Here is a 25,865-nt window from a genome sequence, read left to right on the forward strand (position 1 = left end):
ACTGTGGAAAAAATTGCAATAATTGGATATTCATGCCTATTCCCAGATGCCCAAAATCCAGAAGAATTTTGGCAGAATATTATCCAGCACAAAGACTCGATATCATTAGTCACCGCTGAGGAAATGGGCGTAAAACCGCAAGTTTTTTATGACCCAGTTAAAGGGAAAACAGAAAAAATCTACTCCCTAAAGGGGGGATTCATTCGCAACTTTCAGTTTGATGCAAATGGATATAAGCTACCAGCGCAATTTCTGCAAAGCTTAGATAATACCTTTAAATGGTCTCTTGATATTGCCAAACAAGCTTTAGAACATAGTGGTTATTTAAACAACGAAGCGATTCTCTCAAAATGTGGAGTTATATTAGGTACTCTTTCCCTTCCGACCAAATTCTCAAATCAACTATTCGCTCCTATATATAAAGAGGTTCTAACACCTGCGATTCGAGAACTTTTACAGGGATCAGACTTTGAATTACCATCGGCAAAAATATCAACCGCAGTCTCAAACTACAATGCGATGATTTCTGGTTTACCAGCTACCATCATCGCCCAAGCACTTTCTCTATCCAATATTCATTTTTGCATTGATGCTGCTTGCTCATCACCGTTGTATGCGGCAAAACTAGCATCTCATTATCTGTGGACGCACAAAGCTGATTTAATGTTAGCTGGGGGAATTAGCTGTTCAGACCCTTTATTTTTGCGGATGTTATTTTCCGGTATCCAAGGGTATCCAGAAGACAACGAAATCAGCAGTCCGTTAGATAAGTTCTCTAGAGGGTTAATCACCGCAGATGGAGTTGGGATAGTCGTACTTAAACGATATAGCGATGCACTCAGAGACGGCGATCGCATTTATGCCACTATCTGCGGTAATGGACTCTCAAATGATGGTAGAGGTAAGCACCTCCTTGGTCCTAATTCTAAAGGGCAAATTCTGGCGATGGAGCGTGCTTACCAAGAAGCACAACTCAGTCCAAAAGACATTGATTACATGGAGTGCCATGCTACAGGCACATTGTTAGGCGATACTACTGAGTTTAACTCTGTAGAAACCTTTTTTGGGAAACATCAAGCAACTCCTCTAGTAGGTTCTGTCAAGGCAAATGTTGGTCACTTATTAGTTGCTGGCGGTGCGGTTAGCTTAATTAAAGTGCTTTTGAGTATGTCTAAGGGTGTAATCCCAGCGACTCTGAAAGTAATCGAGCCTATAGGAACTGAAAACAACGTAATTTCACCTCAAACAATTGTCAGAAGTACCACAAACTGGCCCAACAACGCACCAGTGAAACGAGCAGCCATCAGCGCTTTTGGTTTTGGTGGTGTCAATGCACACATGATTTTGCAACAAGAAACTACACCACAACCAGTTCAAGCAACAGAACCTGTGCAACAGGCTAAAATCGCTATTGTGGGTATGGATGCCTTTTTTGGTGACTGTAATGGATTAGATGCTTTTGAGCGCAGCGTTTATGACGCAAAGCAGCATTTTATACCCCTTCCCCCTAACAGATGGCACGGCTTAGAAGACCAACAGGACTTGCTCAAAAAATATGGATTCGCAGACGGTAAACCACCAGTAGGGGCATACATCCAAGAGTTAGAAATTGATACCTTAGCATATAAAATCCCCCCCAACGAACTATCCAAACTGAATCCCCAACAATTGTTACTTCTCAAAGTTGCTGAGCGCGCTTTAAAAGATGCAGGAGTTAAACATGGTGCAAATGTAGCAGTTCTCATCGCCGCTGAGACAGAGTTTTCTGTTCACCAGTTACAGCAAAGATGGAATCTATCTTGGCAAATTAAAGTTGGCTTAGCTGCTAAACAAGCTTCCTTACCCACAGAAAAAATTGCTCAATTAGAAACTATTGTCAAAGACAGTATTCACCATCCTGTAGAAAGATCGGAATATGTAAGTTACATTTCCAACATTATGGCGAGTCGTATTTCTTCTCTATGGGATTTCTCTGGTCCTACATTCACGATTAGCTCTGGAGAAAATTCTACCTTCAAGGTGTTGGAAGTAGCACAAATGCTCCTGAGTGCTGGGGAAGTAGATGCTGTGCTTGTGGGTGCAGTTGATTTAGCCGGGGGTGTCGAAAACGTTTTATTGCGAAACCAATTGGCAAAAATCAATACAGGTGTTAACACTCTAAGTTACGACCAGAAGGCAAATGGATCATTGGTAGGTGAGGGTGCAGGAGCAGTAGTCCTCAAGCGCTACGATAGAGCAAAGAAAGAAAACGACCGTATTTATTCACTCATCGATGCCATTAGTTTTGCACAACAAGAACATAATATTAGAACCGCTGATGGACAAGCGGTCAATCAAGCTTGTCAGCAAGCTTTTCAAAGAGCAGGTATCAAACCCACAGACATTGAATATTTGGAAGTTTGTGGCACCGGTATTCCTGAAGAAGATGAAGCAGAAATTCAAGGTTTAGTCCAGGCTTATTCAGCAGATAAAAATGGTCTTAGCTGTGCAATTGGTAGCATCAAAGCTAATATTGGGCACACTTATGTCGCTTCAGGAATTGCTAGCTTAATAAAAACTTCTTTGTGTCTCTATCATAGATATATTCCTGGTACTCCTCAATGGTCTGGTGTCAAAAACTTAGAGATGTGGCAGGGTAGTCCTTTTTATGTCCCTCCTGAATCCAGACCTTGGTTTACAGATAAAGAAGCTCAAAAGAGAGTAGCTGCGATTAATGGGATGGGAATAGATGGGACTTACGCTCATGTTATCTTATCGGAAGAACCCGACCAGAAACAGCGTTGCAGTAAGTATTTGGAGCAAACGCCTTATTATTTGTTCCTTATAGTCGGTAACAATCGCGCTGATTTACTACAGCAGCTAAACGCTCTGCAAGGGACTATAGACAATTGTACTTCTTATGGAGCTGCTGCCAGTCAAACTTTTGCTACATATAAACAACATTCACAAGCCAACTACGCCCTAGCAATTCTTGGACGCAACAAAAACGAATTAGCAAAAGAAATTGAATCCGCCATCAAAGGAGTGAATAATGCCTTTGAACGTGGAGAAGACTGGCACACCCCAGTGGGCAGTTATTTCACAGCTAAACCATTGGGTAAAAAGGGAGGTATAGCTTACGTATATCCTGCTGCGGTTAATTCTTATCTTGGCATCAGTCGTAATCTCTTTCGCTTATTCCCCAGAGTTCACAATGACTTAGCAATCAAAAGTCTTTTTAGCCTTGTCTGTGACATTTCCAAGCTAGTCTTCCCCAGAAGCTTAAATAAACTATCAACCAGACAACTGGAAAATCTTGAACAGCAATTACTTAATGATTCTTTAGCAATCTTTGAGACTGATATAGGCGTTGCTAAACTGATTACAACGATTATTCGAGATGATTTCCAGCTTAAGCCAAAATATGTCTTTGGGTATAGTTTGGGTGAGACGAGTATGATGACTGCGATGGGAGTATGGAGCAACTTGAGTCAAGGAATTAACACATTTCACACATCCCCTTTATTTGGAGACAGAATATCTGGAGCTAAAAACGCTGTACGTGAGTATTGGGGATTACCGTCAGTAGAGCAGTCACCAGACAACAATTTTTGGAGTACTTATGTTGTGATGGCAACTTCATCTCAAGTCAGAGAATGCCTCAAGAATGAAGATCGTGTATATTTGACTCAGATAAACACACCAGAAGAAGTTGTAATCGCTGGTGATACAGCCGCCTGTCAAAGAGTCATTAAAACACTCTCTTGTAATGCTTTCCGCGCTCCCTTCAACCATGCCATCCATTGTGAGGCGATGATTTCGGAGTACGACGAAATAGCTAAAGTTAATACCTTCCCATCGCAAAATATTTCTGACATTATTTTTTATTCGGCTGCTGAATATGCACCCATTACTCTTGACAGCAGTGTAATCGCACATAGTCTAGCTAAAAATTTTTGTCAACCAGTAGATTTTCCGCGATTAGTGAACCGAATTTACGACGATGGGGCTAGAATATTCGTCGAAGCTGGCTCTGGGAGTATTTGTTGTCGATGGATTGATAAAATCCTCGAAAACAAAGAACATGTCACCGTATCCTTCAATAGAAGAGGTATAGACGACCATACTTCTATTATCAAAGCACTAGCAAAACTCTTCAGCCATGGAGCTTCTGTAGACTTATCGCCACTCTACACTCAGACAACAGAAACCTCCAATTCAAGTAAACCTACCGTTAAAACTCTCACTCTAGGAGGAAACCGAATTACTTCCACAATCTTGAGTGACGAAAACCGCAAACTGTTCCAAAATCTATCTATCAATTCGCTCCCCCACCCTGATATTCAACACCAAAAATCTCAACTAACCAATTCTTTGAAAGCTCAAAACAATAACCATAACGACACAAGTCATTTCCACAACTTTCTATCAGCAACAACAAACGAAGAGGAAGAAAACATGAAAAATTGTGCCAATAACAGCTTTGTGCCAATAGATAAAATCCAATCTGATGAGCAGCATAACCCATCTATCATCCCTCAAAAAAATGAAAATATAGTCAATAATTTACACTTAAATATATCTCAATATCAAAAACTAATCAGCAACAACTCAAACCTCACCAAAACCCATATCGCCTTCTTAAAATCCCGACAAGAATTTAGCCAACAAATCAGCAAAATCATTCAAATACAATTAGTATGCACTGAAAAATTGCTCAATCAATAGCCAATACCTGCAGAGCTACAACAGGCTGCTACAGGACGCGGTTTCAAACTCAAAATCAACATATTTTAGGAAAAAACCATCGTGAAAATAGCAGATACATTACAAAGTCAATACGACAATGGTTTGAACCTGAATACTAACCCCGTCAATCACAATCAGGTGTGGAAAGGAGCTTTAGATTGCATAGCATTTGAAAAATCAGCAATCAAGAATAAACTACTAAACATAAACAAACCTTGCTACATAGTTAGAGTTGGAGGAAAAATTGGTGTAACTAATGAAGGATATTTATCTCCTGCTTATAACGGAAACACAGCAGAAGTAGAACTCCTGACAGCTGTTAAACCCATCTCAACTCACAGCTTAGGAGAGCCAAGTTTTTTATCCTTTCATGGTGTAAAATACGCCTACGCAACCGGTGCGATGGCTGGTGGAATCGCTTCTGAAGAAATGGTCATTGCACTGGGGAAAGAGAAAATTTTAGGTTCATTTGGCGCTGGTGGGTTAAGTCCAGACCGTTTAGAAGCAGCGATTTATCACATTCAAGAAGCCCTACCTCAAGGTCCCTACGCCTTTAATTTAATTCACAATCTCAACGAACCAGCTATTGAACGCCGCACAGTAGATTTATACCTCAAATATGGAGTAAGAACCGTAGAAGCTTCTGCATTTTTGGACTTGACTCCTAATATCGTTTATTACCGTGCGGCTGGACTTAGTGTGAATCAGTCCAATCAAATTGAAATCAAAAACAAAGTCATAGCTAAAATTTCTCGCCGAGAAGTTGCCAGCAAATTTATCCAACCAGCGCCAATTAAAATTCTTAAGGAGCTAGTTGAGCAAGGACTAATCACTGAATTGCAAGCAAATCTTGCAGCCAAAGTCCCAATAGCCGATGATATTACCGCAGAAGCTGATTCTGGTGGTCATACAGATAATCGACCTCTGGTTTGTCTGTTACCTTCTATTATGGCATTAAAAGACGAAATTCAGGAAAAATATCGTTATTCAACACCTATTAGAGTTGGAGTAGCAGGAGGAATAGCCACACCTCAATCAGCCTTAGCAGCATTTATGATGGGCGCTGCGTATATAGTCACTGGTTCAATTAATCAATCCTGTGTTGAAGCAGGAAGTTGTCAACATACCAAGCAGTTACTAGCTCAAGTAGACATGACTGATGTGATGATGGCTCCCGCAGCAGATATGTTTGAAATGGGAGTAAAACTACAAGTTCTTAAACGAGGAACTATGTTTCCTCTCAAAGCGCAGAAACTGTATGAAACCTACAGAAACTATGACTCAATTGAAGCCATTCCTTTTCAGGAAAGAGAAAAACTAGAAAAACAAATTTTCCGCAAGAGTTTGGCTCAAGTTTGGGAAGAAACTGCTGCTTATTTATCTCAAAGGAATCCTGAAAAATTGGCGAAAGCAGTTAATCATCCCAAAATGAAAATGGCTGCTATTTTTCGCTGGTATTTAGGAATGTCTTCTCGCTGGTCTAATTCAGGAGAAAAAAGTCGAGAAATCGATTATCAAATTTGGTGTGGTCCAGCGATGGGAAGCTTTAATGACTGGGTACGAGGTTCTTATTTATCTGAGCCAAATAATCGGCGAGTCGTTGATGTAGCTAACCACATCATGACAGGAAGTGTGTTTTTATACCGCATTCAAGGTTTAAAAATACAAGGTTGGCAAATTTCCGATTTTTACAGTCAGTATCGTCCAGCTATCCAGGAGATTTCTAAACATTTTGATGTGGAAATAATGTCTCCAAAACCGTCTCATACAGCAGAATAAATTCAAGCTTTGTTAGTATCCAATCTTGCTCTTGAGCTAAAAATATCACCAGATGAAATAGATGTTCAAGCGCTCTTAGATAGTTATGGCTTGGACTCAACTAAGGTGATCTACTGATTGTCAGCACTTTGGCGCAACTGCTCAATCTCATGGGTGGGACGGCTGCTGCCATTGCGATCGCGGTCTACGGCTGTTTTAGCAAATTTTTCGGCAAGTTGATGACCTGTAGTGAGGACATCTAGAGACTCTGTTTTCTTAAGGACTTGCACCATTTTTAGTTCTCCTTCAAAACTTGATTGTTCAGGTGAATGAACGCTTTCCAAACCCCTTCAAAGCAGAAAAACAACACAAGGATATGTTTTTTGGTACTTAGCCCAGAACAAAATCAGGGGTTTCATTTTTTGTTCTGGGTTCTTGAGGATTGCTATGTTTTTATAGCGTTATGCGGAGGGTAGGGTTCCAGGCGGACCAAGAATTTCGTCGCCGAGTTCAGCGGAAATGCGCTCTGCCAGCGCCATGTCTGGTGTTTCTGCCTCAGAGAGCGTACCCACTGCTGCGATCAGCCGAGCAAAGCCGCTTGGCGCAGAGATCATCAATCCGCGAGCTGGTTTATCATTGAACACGCCGATCATGTGGGGTGTGCCAACAGGAATCAGGAAGCTTTCGCCAGCGGTCAGCACGACCTTGTTCTCACCCGCCCAGACCGTGAACTCCCCGGACAGCACGTATAGTTGTTCCGAATAGCGCGTGTGGCGATGGAGGGGGGTTTGTGCGCCGGGAGGAAAGTAGCCTTCGATTAGATCGTACTGCCCTCCGGTCGTGGTGTGATCTGCAACGATGTGCAGTCTCTGTCCAAACAGCCAGAAAGATTGTGGCATAAGCTTGCTCCTGTTGATTAATGATTTATGTAATAAGCAGTGATTTTGGTTGTGTTGCAAAACCTGGAGCGGCACGGGTTACGCTTTGGTACCAAAGCGATCGCGCATGAAAGCAATGTATTCGTCCTCAGAAGTTTCTCGCCGCGCCTGCACCATTGGTTTAATGTCTTCTGTTGCTACATACCGCAAACGATCCGTGCCGTCGGTCGCTGCCTGGTAAATGACCTTGGCAACGTCCTCCTCTGTGGCTTGGCACACTTCGCGGAGACCCGCAAAGACAGCGTTGGTGTGCGCGACGAAGCGATCATAGTCAGGAATCGCCGCATTTTGTACAGCCTCGGCACCACTACGTTGCTCGAACTTCGTGCTCGTCACGCCGCCAGGCTCGATCATCTTCACGACAATATTCTGCGAAGCCAGTTCGTAGGAAAGTGCCTCGGTGAAACCTTCGAGTGCGAATTTGCTGGCGCAATACAGCGAAAGCATCGGCAGTGTGAATACGCCGGCTCCCGAGCCTATATTGAGGATCAAGCCGCCTTTGTTTTGCCGGAAATGCGGCAAAATCGCGCGCGTAACATCCATGACCCCAAAGACGTTGACGTTGAATTGCTCCGCTACCTTCTCGGGTGGCGTCGCCTCGAACAACCCGAAAAGCCCAAAGCCGGCATTATTGACCAAAGCGTCGATCCGTCCAAATCGAGCGATCGCAGCCTCGATTGCCGTGGTGATGCTTACGTGATCTTGAACGTCCAACCGCGTGACAAGCACGTTGCTGAGTTGGACGAGTTCTCGTTCTTCCTCCGGGCGCCGCATTGTGGCGACGACGTTCCAACCTTGGTGAGCGAAAAGGTGCGCGGTGGTTTTGCCAAGACCAGAGGAGGTTCCCGTAATCAAAATCGTTTTTTTCATATTTATCTCAGATGCTTTTCTTTGCCTAACTTAATGATTTGCAGCGACAATAGCTGCCATCAACGGCTCAATGCTCCAGCGACCGATATACCGAATTCCATTAATAAACAGTGCTGGGGCAACTGTTACTCCACTGTGTAATCCAGTTTCGATATCTTTATTGATGCGATCAAGATGTACGTGTTTACACATATCTTGCAGAAATTGGCAGATATCAAGTCCTAGATTATTGCCATACTCAACCAGATAGCCGTTTCCCAACTCCTGTTGATGGATGAACAAGGTATCATGCATCTGCCAAAACTGACCTTGGGCAGCTGCCGCTTCAGCCGCTTCAGCAGCACATTGAGCATGGGAATGGATCTGTACTTGTGGGAAATGACGGAAGATAAAGCACAAATAATTTTCTCCAAACGAAACACTAAGTTGTTGCCCAATGACTTTAATCAGCCGATAAACGTCTGCACTTTGACAACATTGATAGTCTCCATATATCACCAGCACCACGGTGGCAGTTAGCACACCCTGTCTATGATCCTGGGCTGAAGGTGGGACGAATAATAAACGGTGTTCACGGTCATAACTCACTGATACCTCCGAGGAAAAGCATGCTTATCGCAAGCGATTGCGCAGAGCGCAGTGCCCAAGGGGCAATCGCCATACACCCCTCTTTCTACAATATTTGTGTAAAGCAAACGAACGATTTTGCAACGGGCATTGCTATCAATGTTTGCATGAATTCAATATATGCAATTAACTCTAAAAAGTCGTCCACTAGGAGTTGAAACTTTTGCACAATAGAGTGGTTGAGCAATCAGTCCATCTCAAAATGGAAAGTTGGCTCCAACTAAAGTTGGAATCCAAATTTAAACCTTAATACGACTTGCTTACAAAAAAATTTGGTGGCTTGCAATTGGTGGCACGATAGGGACTACCAGCTAAAAATTGGTTTCAACCCAAAAACCCCAAGACTACATTTCTCATAAGTGCGATCGCCTCTTGGGCGGCTCATGAAGGAGCATCGCCTTTATGCGGACACTCAGTGCGATCGCCTCTTGGGCGGCTCATGAAGGGGCATCGCCTTTATGCGGGACTCCGTGCCAATGCTCTTTGGGGACGTTACGCGATCGCTGCGAAGGCGGGCACTCCGTGCCATCGCACAAGCCTTGAACTAATTATTCATTCATCCTTTGTTAGTTAACTGGGATGAAATCAAAGATTTAAACACACAAACAATTAATCTAGCAAAGCTGCTGAATAAGTTGCTCGTCCATCTAAAAGTTTGAAATATAAGCTTGAGGAACAGGCTTGAAATCTATATGTATTGTGCTTTTTAGTTATATAAGCATGGTAAGATACAATAACCAAAGCGCTCAAAGTTTGGAGACCGATGGCGCTTTTGTTTCGTTATTATTCATTAACTAAAATTATGAAATCAAATTTTTCCGAGATTCAGCGCATTCACAGGAATAATGTTCTAAAAAATCTTTCAATCCAGGAACTGCTTAAACTGGAGACGTTTGTAAAGGAGCAGATAGCAGAAAAACTAGCCGATAATAAGCAAGAAGAACCGCAAGTGACAAAAGGATTTGCAAAAGGATTTGACAGAAAGCGACGCAAATAAACGATAAAGCAAGTCTTGTTGCTATTGATGTTATCGCAGGCTGGTAGTATCCAGCTGTTTTGAAGTTGGGGAAATCACGCGCTAACAATGTGCAGCAGTTGGGGGGTTTTGTAACAAAAATAAACCTAGAAAATAGGATAGAAATTTATATTTATTGTGCTTTTTAATTAAAAAAGCATGGTAAAATATAAAAAACAAAAGCGCCCTCCAGTCTCGCAAACTTTGAGCGCTTTTGCTTAGTTCTTAATATCAAATCTAAAGCCATGATAACAAACATTGACGCAACTGCGATCGCTTCTGAAGAAAATTTACAAAAAAATCCTACAATTCAGCAACTGCTTAAGAGAGAGGCGGATGCAAGTCGGCAGATAGCACAGCAATTGGCGGATAAGAAGCAAGAGTGTGGCAAGAACAAGCGCAAGTGGCAAGAGTATTTGCAAGAAAACGGTATTACAGAACGCGACGCGAATAAACGGATAAAGCTTGTCCGGTTGCCATTGGTGTTATGGCAGGTTGGGACAATCATGGCGCTTCAGTTAGTCACACCCATGATGGAGCCTGTACGAGATTACTTTACCGCTACTGGTGATAAAGTGACTCAAGAGGCTGTGCAAGCCAAGATGGACGACGTGAAGCTGATGCGGAAAATGGAGCGCGAACTTCTGGCGGAAGAAGAAGAGGTCAGTGTCTGGAAAATGGATAAAAATGGGCGACGGTATTGGGAGAGTGGGAAAAGTTATGACCAAGAGGCGGGAGTTGTATTGGAGGAATTGGTCAAAGAAACTGGGAAACTTCCTCAAACGATAATTTCTGAAGCGCTTTTGTTGATGGTAGATGGTGGGGTGAGTGTCTCGCGCTTGGTAGATGACAAAATCTTTGATGGCGATGATATAGCAGAATTTAGTACTCAGGAGTCAGGCTTAACAGAGCATCAGCGGCTCGTGTGAGCTCGCCGAACACCGACGGGAGTCAGGAGTAAAACAGCTTTCATATCTGACGCGTGAAGTGATTGTGCTTTCACTGTTACTTGGCAATACCTATCACATACTTAAGAATATCGGAGCATACGTGGGAACGGTAAGCGCGCTGCTATCATAAGTGCGATCGCAAAACGGGCACTTTGTGCCATCGCGCGTTGCGCGGCTCCCTTTGGCAGCATCGCGTTCGTTTATAATAAGGAAGTAGTTTGTATTTCTTGTACGACGCGAATACATATTTTTTGACTTTTGACTTTTGACTTTTGACTTTTGACTTCCCGATAGGGAGTGGCATCCGGCGTTTTTACAATTAGGACGAACTTTGGAGGAATGCGCGGCGAAGTATCGCAGGTTTTGTCAGAAATATCGACCACAGGCGAAACCAGAGAAGCGAAATTACTGGGGTAGTCGCTTTTTGCCATCGGTAGTGAAGGGTGGTAAGTCGAAGAAATCTTCACCGGGACAAATGAGCCTACCTTGGGACAAGCAGAGGGTGACGGAGAGTAGGGAGGTGCATGAGGTAGCAGAAAAATTTATCAACGCAAACTGCTATATTCCCCCGGTGCCAGGTATCGGATTTATAAAATGCTGATTATTGCGTGGGAAAGGAGACTTTTATAAATATTTACAAACTTGCGAAAGCCTTAAATGTTACACTTTACAAGTCGCAACGCGAGAGAAGAAGGGTCCTTGCTCTGCTCCCCCTCCCCCCCATCTCCCCCCTGAACCAATCTTCCAATACAACCTGCTCCCCCAACCTTCCAATAAAACTACCCTTCCCCCTTCCCAATAAACTAAAAACACCATAGGTAGGCTACCCCTACCCCAGGAAGGGTTATCTTTTATACGCTCTATCAAGTCGTCGTAGCTCAAAAAGTCTCCTTTTGAGCCTCCCGCTTCGTTTACTTTCTTGTCATCATACCATCCAACTGTCTTGGCAAACCGAAGATAATTGTCATAATCTTTCATAGTCCAGTCTAGTGGTTTTATACTAAGTCTATTCCCAGTCTTAATCCATATTTCCTTTTGCACACTAAAGCCAAAACGTTTGTCTGATTCTACCCAAAGTTTGTTTATTTCTTTTAGGTCTGGACAAGAAAAATTATTAATGTCGTCATCATCTAAATATTGTTGTTCTTCTCTTTTAGCAACATTAAGCATGAGTTGAGATGTTAGCGGCTCAGCAGCCTTCCAATTTTTATCCTTCAGATAATATTTAAGTTGAGCATATAAATGTTTAGTGAGAGATGCTTCAACGTCTTTCCTCAATTCTGATTTTGTATGATTTTTGGAGAGTAGCTCTATTAGACGTCGATGAACAGCTTCAATATTTTCACCTGTAAGCAACTGATTACCTTTAGTAAAATCAGTTTCCTGTGAATTATTTTTTAAAATCTTAAATGCTTTATTATAAGCTTCAGTAGCTTTTTGAATTTCTTGATATTGAGCTAGTAGACTTCCTTGATATTGCTGAAATAATACTTGAACTTGTAAGCCCTGACTGGAATCTAAATTTTTCTTACCAGCTTCATATAAAATTTTCTGGCTTTGTTTAATTTCTCGTTCTGCCTCTTTTAATTTTTTTAGCTGTTGATATGCTTGTGAACTAGCAGCAAATACTAATGCTTGTTTGAGTTGGTGATTATTAATGTTAAAAGATAAGGCAGATAGCCTTAAAGCCTCGTTTGAATCAAAGGTAATTCCAAGAGAGCGAGAGTTGGTATTTTTTTGTAATTCACCAGCTAGTTTATTTAATTCCTGAACAGCTTCAACTTCTTCTTTCGTTTCATTAAGTTGTTTTCTAGAAGATAACCCTATAGTTGTTGCTCCCAGAACTGCTACAACTAAAACAACAAATGCACAACTAATTCTTATTTTAACTTTCTTATTAGCTTCACTGAGTAGTTGATTTCTTGCCTGTGCTGCTTCCTTATCCTCTCTCTCTCTTTTTAATGCAGCTTCTTGTTCTTTTGCAGCGCTCGCCTCTTCTTTTTCCTTTGCTTGACTAGCGGCTAAAAACTCTCTATCTTGATAATTTAGACTTTTATCTTTCGCCCATGACAAAGCATCCTGTAATGCTTTTCCGCGCAACAATCGGGAGTCATCGCTACCCCCAGAAGCTACCCAAAACTTAAAATTCTCTGAATATGGGCGTAAATTTCTTAATTGAGTTTCAATCCAATTCTGCTCGAAAATCTCCTTATAAATTGGGTTGTAAACTCTTAACTTATTTTGTTGGCTAACGACTAATCCTGAAAGCTGTAGTTCGCTTTGCTCTAAAGTATCATCTGCTGTAATCTCAGATTGCTCCTCCGTCTGCCGGATTTGCTGATACAATTCCAACAAATAAGATGCGCGTTGTTCATCCCTGAGAATCCTATCTCGAATCGTTCGCAGATGTTCTGGTTCATCTTGGGATTCCCAATTTTCAATAATGCGCGATCGCACTACCTGTTCAACAGTACGGGGATTATCTCTTTCTGACTCTTCCACTATAAACTGACACAGCTTTTGTGTCAGAAACGGTTGTCCTCCCGTCCAGTGTAAGATTTCTTTCATCACTGCTTGAGAATCAGAATACCTTCCGTGCAACCCCTTCTCTAACGGTTCGACTTCGTGCAGTTGAAATCCCTTGAGAGAAATAGCTTTCCCAATATTAAACGGGGTGCGCTTCTTATCTTCTATCAAATTGCTTGGTGATGCGACTCCCAACAAACAAAAGGTGAGGCGATTATATTCAGGATTATCAACACGCTGATTGTAACAGGCACGGATAAATGCAAAAAAGTCGTCTGTGGGGAAATTGAGGCTGAGAACACTATCAATCTCATCAATAAAAATGACAATATTCTCTTTAATCTCAGCAAGCAGTATCTCTTCAAGAAACTTCCGAAATCGCGTGACAAGCGAATTTAACTGATTTTGTGACCACCAATCCCCAAATTCTACATCCAATCCAAAACTCTCAACGAGCGTATCAATCAAATCTGCATACCATTGTTCTGGTGGGACATTCTGAATCCCTCCAGCAGAAAGGTCAATAGCTGCACATTCTACGCCAGACTCTCGTAATCGGCGCATGGTTCGCACACGCAAGCTGGACTTTCCACTTTGTCTGGAGTTCAGCACATAACAAAATTTACCCGCCTTGAGTCCTTCATACAATTCGCCATCAGCTTCTCGCGTCACATAAGTGGTGGCTTCTTCGGGTAAACTTCCAGAGAAAATATACTGGTCAACCATAGCTTACCCCAAACGGATTGAAAAGTACTGACGATATAAATCGCAACTGGGAACGCAATCATTACCAGAGAGTTTCACTAACCCCAAGCTGTGCAGTTTAAACCCAACTTCCGCATCAAGTCTCATAGGTTCATCTGCCATCACCACTTTTTTATAAGCTGATTCTAACTGAGGATTGTGTTGTAAATTCCATAGTTGCTGTCGCAGATGGTCGCTAAAAATCCCTTGTTCCGTCGGCGCAAGGCTTAAAAGTTGTTCTAAAGTGATTTGCTGACTCTTGAGATTGGCTAAAGCCTGCTGTATGAGATATGGATGTCCTCCTACCAACTGCATCAACTGAATCAATCCATCTTCTCCCAACTGTCCATCTAATTCATACTGGTTGGCAAGAGTTATGACCTGAGAAAGGTTAAATTCGGGTAACTCTATCGCTAATCCAACATTAAACGGTGAATGATTGGTATCCAAGGAAGGATAAACTTCGGTGGAATGAACCACCACTAACCGCAATTTCTTCCAAATATTACCAACTCTGTCCCCTTGTTTCGCTGTTTCATACCAACTCCGCAGAAGCAAGCAAAATGGGGAGAAAATATCAGGATATTCAAATAACCGTTCAAAATTATCTATAGCAAAGACCAGAGGAGTTTTGATATCTGAGAGTAAATACTTTTGAAAGTAACGAGTACAGTTTTTATTCAGCCCGTAGATATCTTGCCAGTATTCGTTCACCTTAAGTTGAAGTTCTAAACTATCAGAAACATCAACGCATAACCACTGCAAGAAACTTTTTAAGCTAGTTAAGGTATCAGTATCAGCAAGTTTCAAATCTAATTTAGCTGTTTGATAACCCTGCTCTCTCGCATAGTTGAGTGCTTTCTCCAATAGTAAAGTTTTTCCCATCCTCTGCGGTGCTTTCAGGCGAATCAGCGCCCCTGGTTGTACAATCGCACCAAAGCTTTTCTCTTCAATGGGCGATCGTTCAATATATATGATTTTATCTGGTTCTGGTGTAGAATTACCAGGTAGTGTTTCTTTTGAACGTTGAAATTGTAAATTATTCTGAGTCATAAGTTGAGGGATGAGATGTTGTGGTATCCCTGCTACCTGAATAAGACTACAACCTAGTTTATAAGCAAATTCATAACTCTTATCTGCTCCGAGTGCATCATAAAAACCGACAGCAAATTCAATGGCTGCTCTATCTTGGATTGCCTGACGAATGCCTATGACATAATGAATGTGTTGTGCGATCGCTCTTGCCTGGTACTCTGAATAACAAGCATTAAGGACAACACACTCAACTTTGTCAGCGAACAGTTGAAACAATCCTGCCAAAGCTTCTGCATCAACGAGCTTGATTTGACCCGCTTCATCTTCAAATACCAAACCATCTTCTCCAGAACCATGCCCAGAAAAGTGAATGATGTGCGGTTCGTATTCCAGAATAGCTCTGTGTATATCTCTGTAGCGTACTGCTTCTGCCCGATCTATTGAAAAGCGATCGCGTTTCTTTGCCCGTCTTAACCCTTCCTTTATTTCGCGCATCTCCTCATCCAGACGCAATGGGCTTGTTCCAGAGGGATTTGCTGACATCAGCAGGATTTTTCGGTTTGGACTGGGATTATCACTCATGAGAAACTTAAGGTGTTCAAGAGTTATGACCTCGCATTGACACAGACTCTTTTGTATAAGTGCAAGCACTCATTGCTTATGCACTTAATAATAAAGGATGGTGTCTGTACCGCAGTACTTGTGGATTGAATAAAAAATGCATATTATAAGACCACACTGCTGAAAAACAGTGTGGCTTGGTTAGTTATAGTGATTTTAAAAGTTAATAAATTAAATCATCGATAAGTTTTGATGCGTCACTGTTTTTTAGTGACACAGTAAGCTACAAAACTAGATTCCAGGATTCCGGATTCCACTCAAATATTTATTTGTTGCAATTGGCGGAAGTTACTGCCCCTTAAGCGATCGCCAAATAAGTTTAGTGGTTATGTAAGTAGGTCGGTGTAAATAATTAAAGGTATGTAGTAAGCGCTTTAGCGCTAAAGCGCTTACTACGAGCTAGTTTACAAGCTTTACTTTTCTTTACATATTTTAATTTTTTCTCGCCTACTTACTTACCAAGGAGTTATCATAACTACTCTTTCATTGGTGACGGAATATACCAACCTTCGGGTGTGGGATCTTGATGGGTATGAGATGACTTACCTTCACATTGACTATCGATCTGTCTAGGCGGACTGTTGGCGAGCAGAGTAAAGTCCTCGCTATTGACCTCGACCCTTAAGGCAACAGCAGGGGCAATTGTTGCTGCTAACGGTGTTTCCTTAACATCACTAATTGCTACAGTTGCAAAGGGTGCGTTCGCCTTCCGCTTATTAGGTAATACCACCTTTGACTTATCAAGTCGCAGTAGAAAGCAAATGCTTTTAGTGTCGGGACAGGCAATTTTTAACGGCATGTTAATACCAACCCAAGCCCCAAGTGCGACATAAATAAGTAAGCACAAAAAGGGGAGCATCCCAATGTATGCAAAATGATGGGAGAGGCGGAAAATTATTCGCGAGTATTAATCGCGAATAATAGGAGGAATAGACTTCAGACCCTACAACTGCAAAAATGCTTGTAGTAAGGGAGCATGGTTGTAACGATGACACCTGAAGATAAAAAACTGATAGAAACCCATATCAAAGAGATAGCCAAAATCCTTTATAAAAACACCCCACCAGAAAAAATCGAAACCTTTGAAGGTATCGAAACGACTGTACGGGAGCAAGTGTTGGAACAGGTGAGCCCAAAAATCGCAACTAAAACAGAGGTATAAACTGATTGTTGTAGTTAGACGCGGAATTGTCAATTTGTAGGCAAGTCCTACTAAGGTTTGAATTTAGATTCCAACTTTAGTTGGAGTCAACTTTCCATTTTAAGATGGGCTGATAAATCAATCACTCTATTGTGCAAAAGTTTCAACTCAACGTGGACGACAAGTTAGAGACAATTGCATATATTGAATTCATGCAAACATTGATAGCAATGCCCGTTGCAAGATCGTTAGTTTGCTTTACTCAAAGAAAGTAGAAAGAGGGGTGGATGGCGATCACCCAACCCTTTCAATCTGTTGTCATCCTGACTTTTCACGTCATGTGGAAAAACCAACGCGGAACCTAACCCCCCAGCCCCCTTCCCTTTTAGGGAAGGGGGAGAATTTAAAGCCTCTCAAAAAGCAGGAGAGAGGAATGGAAGCGAGGTTTTCCAGATAAGAGTGAAAAGTAAGGTTGTCATCCGGTTGATGAAGTGAAATCAATTCTTAAAAATGTATCGCTTGTCACCAGTTAATTACTTTGAGGTCTCAATATGCAAAAGATTTCTTTTGAATTAGAGTTGTATAATTTCCACATTGATTTCCTTGGACATGTAAACAACGCTGTCTATGTTCAATGGATGGATATTGGACGGTCAAAACTGCTAGAAGCCATTGGAATGCCAGCGCACAAAATTTTTCAGCAAGGGATTGTTCCGATTCTGGCTCAAACCAACATCACCTATAAATCACCGCTCTATTTGGGCGATCGCGTGCGGGTGGAAATGTGGATTTCTGAACTGAAAAACGCCTCTGCTATCATGCAGTTCCGCTTCTATAACGAACAGGGAACGCTGGCAGCAGAAGGATGGCAAAAAGCATTGTTTGTGGATAGACAAACGACGCGCCCAAGACGGTTTCGTCCAGAAGAACGGTCTTTGTTCGCGCCTTATGTGCATTCAACAGTGGACGCTCAACCTGTTAATAAGACTTGCTTACAAAGTGACAATCCCTCGTTTAACGGCAACAATCACGGCTTGAGTGCGATCGTTGACTCCTAATTTACTTAAAATTCGATTAACGTGAGATTTGACGGTGCTTTCACCGATAGTCAAAGCGGTGCCAATTTCTAAATTACTCATTCCTTGCGCCATTAAACGCAGCACCTCTAGCTCTCGTTCACTCAGTTCTGGATTGCTCATCCGCTGTACCAGTTTTGCCCCGACGGATGGTGGAATATACTGCTGACCGTGATGAATCATGCGAATCGCACTTAGAAGTTCGTTTGGTTTAGCATCCTTGAGCAAATATCCTTTAGCACCTGCCTGCAATCCGCGATAGATATCTTCATCACCATCGTAGGTTGTTAGCACCATAATCCGGGCAGGTTTAAATTCAGCACAAATCGCAGTAATGGCTTCAACTCCTCCCATCTGGGGCATTCGTAAATCCATGAGCGTTACATCTGGTTGGTATTCACGAAAGCAATCTATCGCCTGTTGTCCATCTTCTGCTTGAGCAATCACCGTCATTTCTGGATCGCGGTTAATGATGGTTGCCAATCCTTGTCTAACAATGGAATGATCGTCAACAATCAGAACACGAATATTCGTTGATTGGCTCATAATTATTAATAAATTGAAAGTACAAAATTAGAAGTTGACCAAAAAAGTACTCAGAACTCAGAACTGAGTAGTCAGAATGAATAAGCAAGATTTAACTATAAATTGTAGAGTTCTCGTAACTGCTGCGGAGGTTCAAGCCCCCACTAATTGCATTCTGTGTTCTGCGTTCTGACGACTGAGTTCTTCTTCAAATGTTCCTCACTTTACATTTGTAAGGAGTGCATTTTTAAGATTCTTACTCTCGATTGATAATGACAACAATTTCTGTTCCTTGCCCAGGTTGGCTCCTAATCATCAGTTGTGCTCCAATATTTTCTGCCCGCTCACTCATTCCCAGCAATCCAAATCCGCCAACTGTTGGGATGGTACCAACGCCAAAACCCCGTCCATCGTCTTTAACGCGCAAGATACATTGTGCATTGTCATACACCAACTCAACACGAATTTCGCCAGCATCAGCGTATTTTATCGCATTGGTTAATGCTTCCTGTCCAATCCGTAGTAAGTTATTCTCAACCTCGGCTGGCAAGGGATAGGCTGTGCCTTTGATTTCGTAGATAAGAGCGGTATCGGTAGCGGCTCTCATCTGAGTGACCAGACGGTAAAGGGCGCTGTGCAAGCTGCCATCTTCCAATAGCTGGGGACGGAGTGCTGTCACTGAACGACGGGCTTCGGTAAGCCCAGTTCGTGCCAATTCATCGATCATTTCCAGATGTGCCTGTGTTGCTTCTAAATCATCCGCTAGCACCTGGGTTGCGGCTCCTACCTGAACAAGAATGCCTGTAAACGCTTGAGCCAGTGTATCGTGAATTTCGCGTGCCATGCGGTTGCGTTCCTTTAAAATTGAGGCTTCTTCAGCACGTTTGCGTTCACGCAGTGCAGCGTTTCGCTGTTCGGTAATGTCTGTGATTAGAGCATAAAATCCTATTACTTGAGCATTGACATCGAAATCGGGGATTAAGGTTGCACTGATATACTTTTTGCCTGCTGGTAAGGGTATTTCTGCTTCATAGGTTGTAGTTTGTCCTGCTAACGCTTGATTGATATACGGTTCAACAATTTCATAAACCGTATCCCCGAGGAGTTCACAAACAGACTTGCCCAAAATCTCATCTCGACTACAGCTAAGCCAAACCTCATAGGTATGGTTGACAAATCGATGGCGTTGATCAGCATCCACATAACTGATACAAACGGGTAGAGCGTCGGTGATCAGCCGTAATTCCTGTTCTCGTAAGCGAAGCTCGTCGTAGACATCGCGCAGTTCTGCTTCGCTTTGCTGTAAAGCTGCCGTTCGTTCCGCTACCTGTTGCTCTAAAGTACGGTTGTAATCGGCTAGCAGTTGCTCTGTTCGTTTCCGCTCTGTGATGTCTTGAAAGGCTACGATCGCATACGCCACATTGCCCTGTTCGTCAAATACTGGAGTTCCCCACGCCTCAACTGGAATTATCGTGTTGTTTTGGCGAATTTCCATATCGTCAACCGTGATGCGTTCGCCGCGCAACGCCCGAACCATTGGCAGTTTCTCAGTTGGATACTTTTGGTCTGTTCCCGCCAGATAAAATTGATAAACTTCTGCGAATTGCTCCGGTCTCACCGAAGGATCAATCCCTTTACCCACTAGTTCAATTCTCCGTTGGTTGGCGTAGTAAGGGCAACCCGCCGCATCCACTACGCCAATTGCCACCGGAACCGCTTCTAGAAATTGCCTCATCCTACTTTCGCCTTCGCGTAGCTTTGAGTAGAGTTTGGCATTTTCGATCGCAATGGCTGCTTGGGTCGATAACAGATGCAAAACTTGCGCTCGCTCTGGTGTAAATACTCCAGTTGCTAGTTGATTTTCTAAATATAATATGCTGATAAGCTTACCTTGATTCAGCAGCGGCAAACAGAAGATTGATTTCGTTTGGTTGTGTTGAATGTATGGCTCATTGGTAAAATTACCTTCACGAGTCGCATCATTTAAGATGACACATTCATGAGTCCGGATGACATACTGAATAATTGATTCGGGTAAGCGATTTGCCATCGGAATCGATTGCAGTACTCGCGTAGCACAGAGCTTCTCACCCTCCGGGTTCAGCAGTTTGCTTATGCCGGGGAACCCGTCCACCCTTACGGGTTCGCCACTCCCTACAACGGGGGGAACCCCCGCAACGGGGTGGCTCACCGCAACTGCTTCACCATCATTGAGTTCACCAGACGCTTCAATCACCCATTTTCCTGCGTTTTCCAAAATCAAAAATCCTGTTTGTGCTCCAGCATTCTCGATTAGGATTTTCATCAAGGAAGTGAGTAACGCCTCCAGTTCAATTTCACGAGAAATTGCTTGTGATGCTTTCATCACCGCTGCTAAATCGAAAGCGATGTCTGAGCGACTAGAGGTGGTTCCAGAAGTGGTGTGGGTTGACGCGTGAACCGACTGAGGAAATAGCTGTGGATAGCGAGTTTCTAAATCTCTTACTTTCGCAGTTGCTCCCCAGCGTTCGTAGCAGTAATGTGCTTCCTTCATGTAAGTTTGGGCGATTTTCTCCCTACCTCGCGCCAGGTAATGTTTAGCAGCCAATTCGTATGCTAACGCCTCTTCTTGAAGATATCCATTTTCCCTAGCTCCCTGGATAGCTTGTTCGTAGAGATCTTCTGCTTCAAACAACTGACCCAAAACTCGTGCAGTTTCTGCTTGCACTAAATGATATTTATGCAAATGATTCATGGGCGCATAATGTGCCCATTGCTTCATTTTCTCTTGGTTAAGGGCAACGTTTTTGAGGATTTCTTCCTGCACTTGGGCGCTGCTTCCGGGGTATGTGGCAAGTTTTGCCAGAGAATCATACAGGTAGTACAAAGGTTCAAGCGGAGTCGTTCTTCTTTGGATTAAATAACTTTTTGCAGAAGCCGAGTTTTTAACTGCCTGAGCGTACTCAGAAAATAGATAACATAGGAAAAGTTTGTTGAAAGGTACCAAAAATATTGCGGTTTCATCATTTGCTGCTTCGTGTTGTGGCAATCCATTCACTTCATTGTAAAATTCACCAACTAGACGGGTTGGATTGACCGAGCATCCCATCAAATTTGAGACAGACTGCTGAAATATTTGAGTCCAATTGAGCGCTACTTCCTGTTTGATTTGACGGAATACTTCACTGTATGCTCTCATCTCGCGTTTGACCTCCACGAGTTCCTTACCGATGGCAAAGGATTGGAAGCAGTAATCGTAAGCGCAATAGGAGGCAAACTCTAAGTCCCCAGTTTCTAGTCCACTTTGATAGCCTTCTAATAATGGCTCCAGTGATTCTCTAGTATGTTTTTTCCGGTGAATGATGAAGTAATTTACAAGGTGCAATGTCCGCGCTTTGAGTGAATGGGTATTTTGCTGTGACAACAGCCTTAAAGCAAGCTGTCCAAACTCGTAGCCAGACTCTATGTTTCCGACCATCCCACAAAGAATTACCCCAAAGCTGGCATAGGCAAAGGGAGATACAAAAGCATTACCATATTGGATTGACAAATTGACCTGTTTAGATGCAAGTAGAGGAATCAGAGCGGGAGCCGCAATATAGGCAGCAACTGTTATGCCCGATAGGATTCGCATCGCCGCTAACTTATCCGGCTCGGTCATTTGGGGCAAATGGATCAAGTCAGAGATCGCTTTCTCACTCAAGCGGGATGTGATTGCGTCTAGTTCAAGGTAAATATCTGACTGACTCGGCGTTTCGGGAAAACTGATCCCCAGTTGCTGCAAAACTTGCAATCCAGTATTTATCGCTTTCAATAGCTGGCTCTGCGCCATATAGGTTTGAATTTTGACTTCGTAAACTTTTACGATGTCGAGAACCGTTTTGGCGAATTGTAGAACGATCGCTGCCCAGGATTCTACCCGTTCAAAATAGCCACATAAGTAGCAAACTTCTGTTGTTTCTAAATATAAATCTAATGTCAGTTCATAGTTTGTTTGCCAGCTAGAAGCTGCCAGCCAAACTCTTGCTGTCGCTAAATATTTTTTCGCCACAGTATAGGCGATCGCTGCTTTTGCTTTCTGACCTGCGATTAAATTTAAGAAAGCGATTTCATTTCGTTCTGATTGCTCGCTCTCCAGCTCAATTCCATGATTAAGATGATCAACTATTTCAAATAGCCGTTCTGATATTCGCTCTGGTGAGGTCTTTTCTAGTAGATTGCGACCAATTTGTAAATGAACAACTTGTTTCTGGGACTCATCGATTAAGGCGTATGCCGCTTGCTGCATTCGGTCATGCAAGAACTTATACTCTTGAACTAACAAGTCCTCGTCTAATTCAGATAGGGGTTGAATTAATCCAGCTTGGATGGCTGCCAATAAATCTAGAGAAACTGCTTTAGGAGGTTGCTCACAAACAATCGCTAACGTATCTAAATCAAATTCAGCCCCGACACAAGCAGCATAGCGGAGAATTTGCTGTGTGTTCTCTGGTAGTTTCTTCAACTTGAGGAGCATCAACTCCACAACATTATCAGTGATATCTTGGGCTTCAATCTGAGCAATGTTCCACTTCCAGCGATAGTGTTGAGAATCAAACGTCAGCAGATTTTCGCTATGCAGCATTCTCAAAAATTCAGCGACGAAGAAGGGATTGCCCTCAGTTTTACGCAACACTAACTCAGCTAAGGAACGAACGGTGTCTGCATCCCGATGCAGCGTTTCGGCAATCAACTGACTCAACGGCAAGAGCGTTAAAGGTGCTAGAACAATTTCTTGAATCACAGCTCCTTGTTTTCGCAGTTTCGAGAGCGTTAATACCAATGGATGTGTTGGATTGACTTCATTATCTCGATACGCTCCAATCAAAAATAAGGATTGGGTTTGCTCATCGAGCAGCATCAGCTCGATTAACTTAAGCGTTGCTGAGTCTATCCACTGCAAATCATCTAAGAAGATTACAAGCGGATGTTCCTTTGAGCAAAACACCCGTACAAACTTCCCAAAGATTAGATTGAAGCGATTTTGAGCTTCAGTTGCTCCAACTTCCGGTACGGGTGGTTGCTTGCCAATAATCAGTTCAACTTCAGGGATGACATCAATGATGATCTGTCCGTTGCTTCCCAACGCCGTGAGCAGACGCGATCGCCACTGCTGCACCTGTTCGTCGGGTTCACCTAGCAGTTGCTGCACCAATTTTTGCAGGGCATGGGCGATCGCGCTGTAGGGAATATTGCGCCCTAATTGATCAAATTTACCAGAGATAAAATAGCCGCGCTTTGCCGTGATTGGTTTGTAGAGTTCCTGCACTAACGCTGATTTCCCAATTCCAGCAAAGCCAGATACCAACATCATTTCGACTTTGAATGTTGGCTTGCTCGTTTGTTCCCTCTGTGCAGTCGTTTCTGCATGGTTTTGTAAAGAAGCGACGCGAGCGAACGCTGCCATTAATATCGCAACTTCTTTGTCTCGTCCATACAATTTTTGGGGAATTTGAAACTGATCCCAAACGTCTTGAAGACCGAGTTGAATGCTATCAATTTGACCGAATTCCTCTAATTGCTGAGCACAGATTTCTAAATCTGCTTTGATTCCCCAAGCACTCTGATAGCGATCCTCCGCATTTTTCGCCATCAGTTTTAGAATGATATCTGAAACTGGTTTGGGAATGGTTGGATTCACCTCATGAGGCGGTACAGGCTCTTTGGCAATATGACAATGGACTAGCTCAAGTATATCCGTTGTTGGAAACGGCAACTGTCCGGTTAGAAGTTCGTAGAACGTTACACCGAGCGAGTAAAAATCGGTGCGATAATCGAGCAAACGGTTCATCCGCCCTGTTTGCTCTGGAGACACGTAGGCGAGTGTCCCTTCTAAAACATGAGGGCTTTTGAACGTCGGATTGGTGCGGTTAAAGCGTGTGGCAATCCCGAAGTCAATAATTTTGACAACGCCAGTATCCGGATTGAGGACGATGTTTCCAGGGTTGATATCCTTATGAATGACATTGGCTGCATGGATTCTGCCCAGAATGTCTGTCAGGTCGATTGCAAGACGCAGAAACGTGGATAAGGGCATCGGGCAGAAGTCTGGGCGCTTGTGCATCCATTGCTCTAGGGATTCTCCGCCAAAGTCTTCTAACAGAATAACCAGAGTGCGTTGATACTCCTGCTGGCTGTATGCCTTGACAACTCCTTGGAGGTTGAGGGAACGGGTAATTTCATATTCCTGTCTGTAGCGGGTCAACTCCTGACCAGAGGGATAATCTTGCTTAAGCATTTTTACGACGATCGCTTGATCGTCTTGCACCCTGATACCCCGGTACACCAAAGATGTTGAACTCTCATAGATTTTGCAATGGAAGGCAACTCCGGCTAGGGCAATCATTGAACTCTCTCCCGATGAGTATCATGGGTTGTGTTGCAAAAACTGCGGTATGACAAGCCATTGACTTGACCGACAATCGAAGGGCGCAAGCCCCTAAATTCATTTATGGGGATAAGCCCGTAGGGGATTTTAATCCCCGTCTAATTTTTGCGCCCACTGCTCGATAAGTTCACTAACACTCACTCCCTGTTTTTTGGCATATATCTGCAATTTCATCCAAGAACTCGGAGTGATTATGATATTATGCCTAGTTTTTAACTCATTGTAAAACACCGGTTGATTTTTTATTCTTTTTTTTCCTTTACCTGTTGCCATTTTCAGTAAGTGTGGATATACTAACCATAAGTTAACAAATAAGAGGAGGTGGTTCAAGAGTGTTGGTATTGGAGTACAAAGCGGTAGTCAAGAAGTCGCAAGCAACAGCAATAAATGAAGCTATTCGTACAAGTCAGTTTGTGCGAAACAAGGTGCTGAGATACTGGATGGACAACCGTGGTGTAGGCAAAAAAGAACTGTACCAATACAACACTCGATTGCGCGCAGAATTTGAATTTGTCAAAAACCTAAACAGCCATGCAACTCAAGCATCCGTTGAGAATGTAGAGCGAGCTATTTCACGGTTTTTCGACAATTGTAAAAAGAATAAGCCGGGTAAAAAGGGCTATCCACGTTTTAAAAAGGATGCTCGTTGTGTTGAGTACAAAACCTCAGGATGGAAGCTGCACCCAACCAAGCGTCGGATTACCTTCTTAGACAAAAAAGGTATTGGTACCTTGCGGCTTTTGGGTAAGTGGGATATCCATACATATCCAATTGAGTTAATTAAACGAGTTCGGATTGTGCGTAGGGCTGATGGCTACTATGTTCAATTCTGCGTAAAAGTGGATATAATTCCTGAGCCGAGAATCGCGGATGGGGAGATTGGCTTAGATGTCGGTTTGGAATAC

The 25,865-nt window shown here is 42.9% G+C and carries 18 protein-coding genes and 1 pseudogene; 8 read left to right on the forward strand and 11 right to left on the reverse strand.

The features are described 5' to 3' along the window. Positions 1-3: 3 nt before the first annotated feature. Together ACM0OZ_RS28215 and ACM0OZ_RS28220 are read left to right on the forward strand one after the other, a co-directional pair. On the forward strand, positions 4-4,707 hold the full coding sequence (locus ACM0OZ_RS28215) for a PfaB family protein (RefSeq protein WP_414586151.1): 4,704 nt from the start codon (positions 4-6) through the stop codon (positions 4,705-4,707). 87 nt (positions 4,708-4,794) lie between these two features. Further along, positions 4,795-6,507, forward strand: coding sequence for a PfaD family polyunsaturated fatty acid/polyketide biosynthesis protein (locus tag ACM0OZ_RS28220; protein WP_414586174.1), 1,713 nt, complete (start codon positions 4,795-4,797; stop codon positions 6,505-6,507). A gap of 110 nt (positions 6,508-6,617) precedes the next feature. Here the strand turns inward: ACM0OZ_RS28220 and ACM0OZ_RS28225 are convergent, their stop codons facing one another. From ACM0OZ_RS28225 to ACM0OZ_RS28240, 4 genes are all read right to left on the reverse strand, one after another. Then, the gene (locus ACM0OZ_RS28225; protein ID WP_414586152.1) at positions 6,618-6,779 is read right to left on the reverse strand and encodes a hypothetical protein; all 162 of its coding nucleotides are present in this window, start codon (positions 6,777-6,779) and stop codon (positions 6,618-6,620) included. A gap of 168 nt (positions 6,780-6,947) precedes the next feature. Then, positions 6,948-7,385: a cupin domain-containing protein gene (locus ACM0OZ_RS28230; protein WP_414586153.1), complete on the reverse strand. Its 438-nt coding sequence runs from the start codon at positions 7,383-7,385 to the stop codon at positions 6,948-6,950. 78 nt (positions 7,386-7,463) lie between these two features. Continuing rightward, positions 7,464-8,294: an SDR family oxidoreductase gene (locus tag ACM0OZ_RS28235; protein WP_414586155.1), complete on the reverse strand. Its 831-nt coding sequence runs from the start codon at positions 8,292-8,294 to the stop codon at positions 7,464-7,466. A 30-nt stretch (positions 8,295-8,324) separates the two neighbouring features. Then, complete coding sequence (locus ACM0OZ_RS28240) at positions 8,325-8,882, reverse strand: DsbA family protein (protein WP_414586156.1); 558 nt, start codon at positions 8,880-8,882, stop codon at positions 8,325-8,327. Between the two features lie 441 nt (positions 8,883-9,323). Between ACM0OZ_RS28240 and ACM0OZ_RS28245 the strand changes: the two genes are divergently transcribed. From ACM0OZ_RS28245 to ACM0OZ_RS28255, 3 genes are all read left to right on the forward strand, one after another. Next, positions 9,324-9,464: a hypothetical protein gene (locus tag ACM0OZ_RS28245; RefSeq protein ID WP_414586157.1), complete on the forward strand. Its 141-nt coding sequence runs from the start codon at positions 9,324-9,326 to the stop codon at positions 9,462-9,464. Between the two features lie 259 nt (positions 9,465-9,723). Then, complete coding sequence (locus ACM0OZ_RS28250) at positions 9,724-9,918, forward strand: hypothetical protein (protein ID WP_414586158.1); 195 nt, start codon at positions 9,724-9,726, stop codon at positions 9,916-9,918. Positions 9,919-10,181: 263 nt separating this feature from the next. Continuing rightward, entirely contained in the window at positions 10,182-10,865 is a 684-nt protein-coding gene (locus ACM0OZ_RS28255; RefSeq protein ID WP_414586159.1) for a hypothetical protein, read from the forward strand. 221 nt (positions 10,866-11,086) lie between these two features. Here ACM0OZ_RS28255 and ACM0OZ_RS28260 read toward each other — a convergent pair whose 3' ends face one another. The 4 genes from ACM0OZ_RS28260 to ACM0OZ_RS28275 all read right to left on the reverse strand — a co-directional run bounded on the left by ACM0OZ_RS28260 (position 11,087) and on the right by ACM0OZ_RS28275 (position 16,611). Continuing rightward, a complete protein-coding gene (locus tag ACM0OZ_RS28260; protein WP_414586160.1) occupies positions 11,087-11,317 on the reverse strand; it encodes a hypothetical protein in 231 nt (76 codons plus the stop codon). Positions 11,318-11,546: 229 nt separating this feature from the next. Next, positions 11,547-14,138: an AAA-like domain-containing protein gene (locus ACM0OZ_RS28265; RefSeq protein WP_414586161.1), complete on the reverse strand. Its 2,592-nt coding sequence runs from the start codon at positions 14,136-14,138 to the stop codon at positions 11,547-11,549. Between the two features lie 3 nt (positions 14,139-14,141). Then, positions 14,142-15,773 (reverse strand): AAA-like domain-containing protein, encoded by a 1,632-nt coding sequence (locus ACM0OZ_RS28270; protein WP_414586162.1) that lies wholly within the window; start codon positions 15,771-15,773, stop codon positions 14,142-14,144. A 514-nt stretch (positions 15,774-16,287) separates the two neighbouring features. Further along, the gene (locus ACM0OZ_RS28275) at positions 16,288-16,611 is read right to left on the reverse strand and encodes a hypothetical protein (protein WP_414586163.1); all 324 of its coding nucleotides are present in this window, start codon (positions 16,609-16,611) and stop codon (positions 16,288-16,290) included. Positions 16,612-16,788: 177 nt separating this feature from the next. Between ACM0OZ_RS28275 and ACM0OZ_RS28280 the strand changes: the two are divergent. Both ACM0OZ_RS28280 and ACM0OZ_RS28285 read left to right on the forward strand, forming a co-directional pair. After that, positions 16,789-16,953, forward strand: a pseudogene (locus ACM0OZ_RS28280) (ISKra4 family transposase); the annotation flags it as partial. Positions 16,954-17,504: 551 nt separating this feature from the next. After that, positions 17,505-18,011 (forward strand): acyl-CoA thioesterase, encoded by a 507-nt coding sequence (locus ACM0OZ_RS28285; protein WP_414586164.1) that lies wholly within the window; start codon positions 17,505-17,507, stop codon positions 18,009-18,011. Here ACM0OZ_RS28285 and ACM0OZ_RS28290 read toward each other — a convergent pair. The 3 genes from ACM0OZ_RS28290 to ACM0OZ_RS28300 form a co-directional block, all read right to left on the reverse strand. Next, entirely contained in the window at positions 17,946-18,575 is a 630-nt protein-coding gene (locus ACM0OZ_RS28290) for a response regulator (RefSeq protein WP_414586165.1), read from the reverse strand. The two genes, ACM0OZ_RS28285 and ACM0OZ_RS28290, sit on opposite strands and share 66 nt — an antisense overlap. Before the next feature lie 235 nt (positions 18,576-18,810). Further along, positions 18,811-24,918 (reverse strand): AAA family ATPase, encoded by a 6,108-nt coding sequence (locus tag ACM0OZ_RS28295; protein ID WP_414586166.1) that lies wholly within the window; start codon positions 24,916-24,918, stop codon positions 18,811-18,813. 129 nt (positions 24,919-25,047) lie between these two features. Next, positions 25,048-25,233 carry a hypothetical protein gene (locus ACM0OZ_RS28300; RefSeq protein WP_414586167.1) on the reverse strand — a complete coding sequence of 62 codons (186 nt, stop codon included), beginning with the start codon at positions 25,231-25,233 and terminating at the stop codon, positions 25,048-25,050. 59 nt (positions 25,234-25,292) lie between these two features. Here ACM0OZ_RS28300 and ACM0OZ_RS28305 point away from each other — a divergent pair. Further along, positions 25,293-25,865: RNA-guided endonuclease InsQ/TnpB family protein (locus tag ACM0OZ_RS28305; RefSeq protein WP_414586168.1), on the forward strand; the 573-nt coding region annotated here is incomplete at its 3' end.

It is taken from the genome of Scytonema sp. PCC 10023 (assembly GCF_963920835.1).
Classification (GTDB): Bacteria; Cyanobacteriota; Cyanobacteriia; order Cyanobacteriales; family Nostocaceae; genus Kalymmatonema.

Excerpts from the sequence above, each read along its gene's own strand:
- ACM0OZ_RS28225 (WP_414586152.1), bottom strand. The coding sequence starts at position 6,779 with ATGGTGCAAGTCCTTAAGAAAACAGAGTCTCTAGATGTCCTCACTACA.
- ACM0OZ_RS28230 (WP_414586153.1), bottom strand. The coding sequence starts at position 7,385 with ATGCCACAATCTTTCTGGCTGTTTGGACAGAGACTGCACATCGTTGCA.
- ACM0OZ_RS28235 (WP_414586155.1), bottom strand. The coding sequence starts at position 8,294 with ATGAAAAAAACGATTTTGATTACGGGAACCTCCTCTGGTCTTGGCAAA.
- ACM0OZ_RS28245 (WP_414586157.1), top strand. The coding sequence starts at position 9,324 with ATGCGGACACTCAGTGCGATCGCCTCTTGGGCGGCTCATGAAGGGGCA.
- ACM0OZ_RS28250 (WP_414586158.1), top strand. The coding sequence starts at position 9,724 with ATGAAATCAAATTTTTCCGAGATTCAGCGCATTCACAGGAATAATGTT.
- ACM0OZ_RS28255 (WP_414586159.1), top strand. The coding sequence starts at position 10,182 with ATGATAACAAACATTGACGCAACTGCGATCGCTTCTGAAGAAAATTTA.
- ACM0OZ_RS28260 (WP_414586160.1), bottom strand. The coding sequence starts at position 11,317 with ATGGCAAAAAGCGACTACCCCAGTAATTTCGCTTCTCTGGTTTCGCCT.
- ACM0OZ_RS28265 (WP_414586161.1), bottom strand. The coding sequence starts at position 14,138 with ATGGTTGACCAGTATATTTTCTCTGGAAGTTTACCCGAAGAAGCCACC.
- ACM0OZ_RS28270 (WP_414586162.1), bottom strand. The coding sequence starts at position 15,773 with ATGAGTGATAATCCCAGTCCAAACCGAAAAATCCTGCTGATGTCAGCA.
- ACM0OZ_RS28275 (WP_414586163.1), bottom strand. The coding sequence starts at position 16,611 with ATGCCGTTAAAAATTGCCTGTCCCGACACTAAAAGCATTTGCTTTCTA.
- ACM0OZ_RS28285 (WP_414586164.1), top strand. The coding sequence starts at position 17,505 with ATGCAAAAGATTTCTTTTGAATTAGAGTTGTATAATTTCCACATTGAT.
- ACM0OZ_RS28290 (WP_414586165.1), bottom strand. The coding sequence starts at position 18,575 with ATGAGCCAATCAACGAATATTCGTGTTCTGATTGTTGACGATCATTCC.
- ACM0OZ_RS28295 (WP_414586166.1), bottom strand. The coding sequence starts at position 24,918 with ATGATTGCCCTAGCCGGAGTTGCCTTCCATTGCAAAATCTATGAGAGT.
- ACM0OZ_RS28300 (WP_414586167.1), bottom strand. The coding sequence starts at position 25,233 with ATGGCAACAGGTAAAGGAAAAAAAAGAATAAAAAATCAACCGGTGTTT.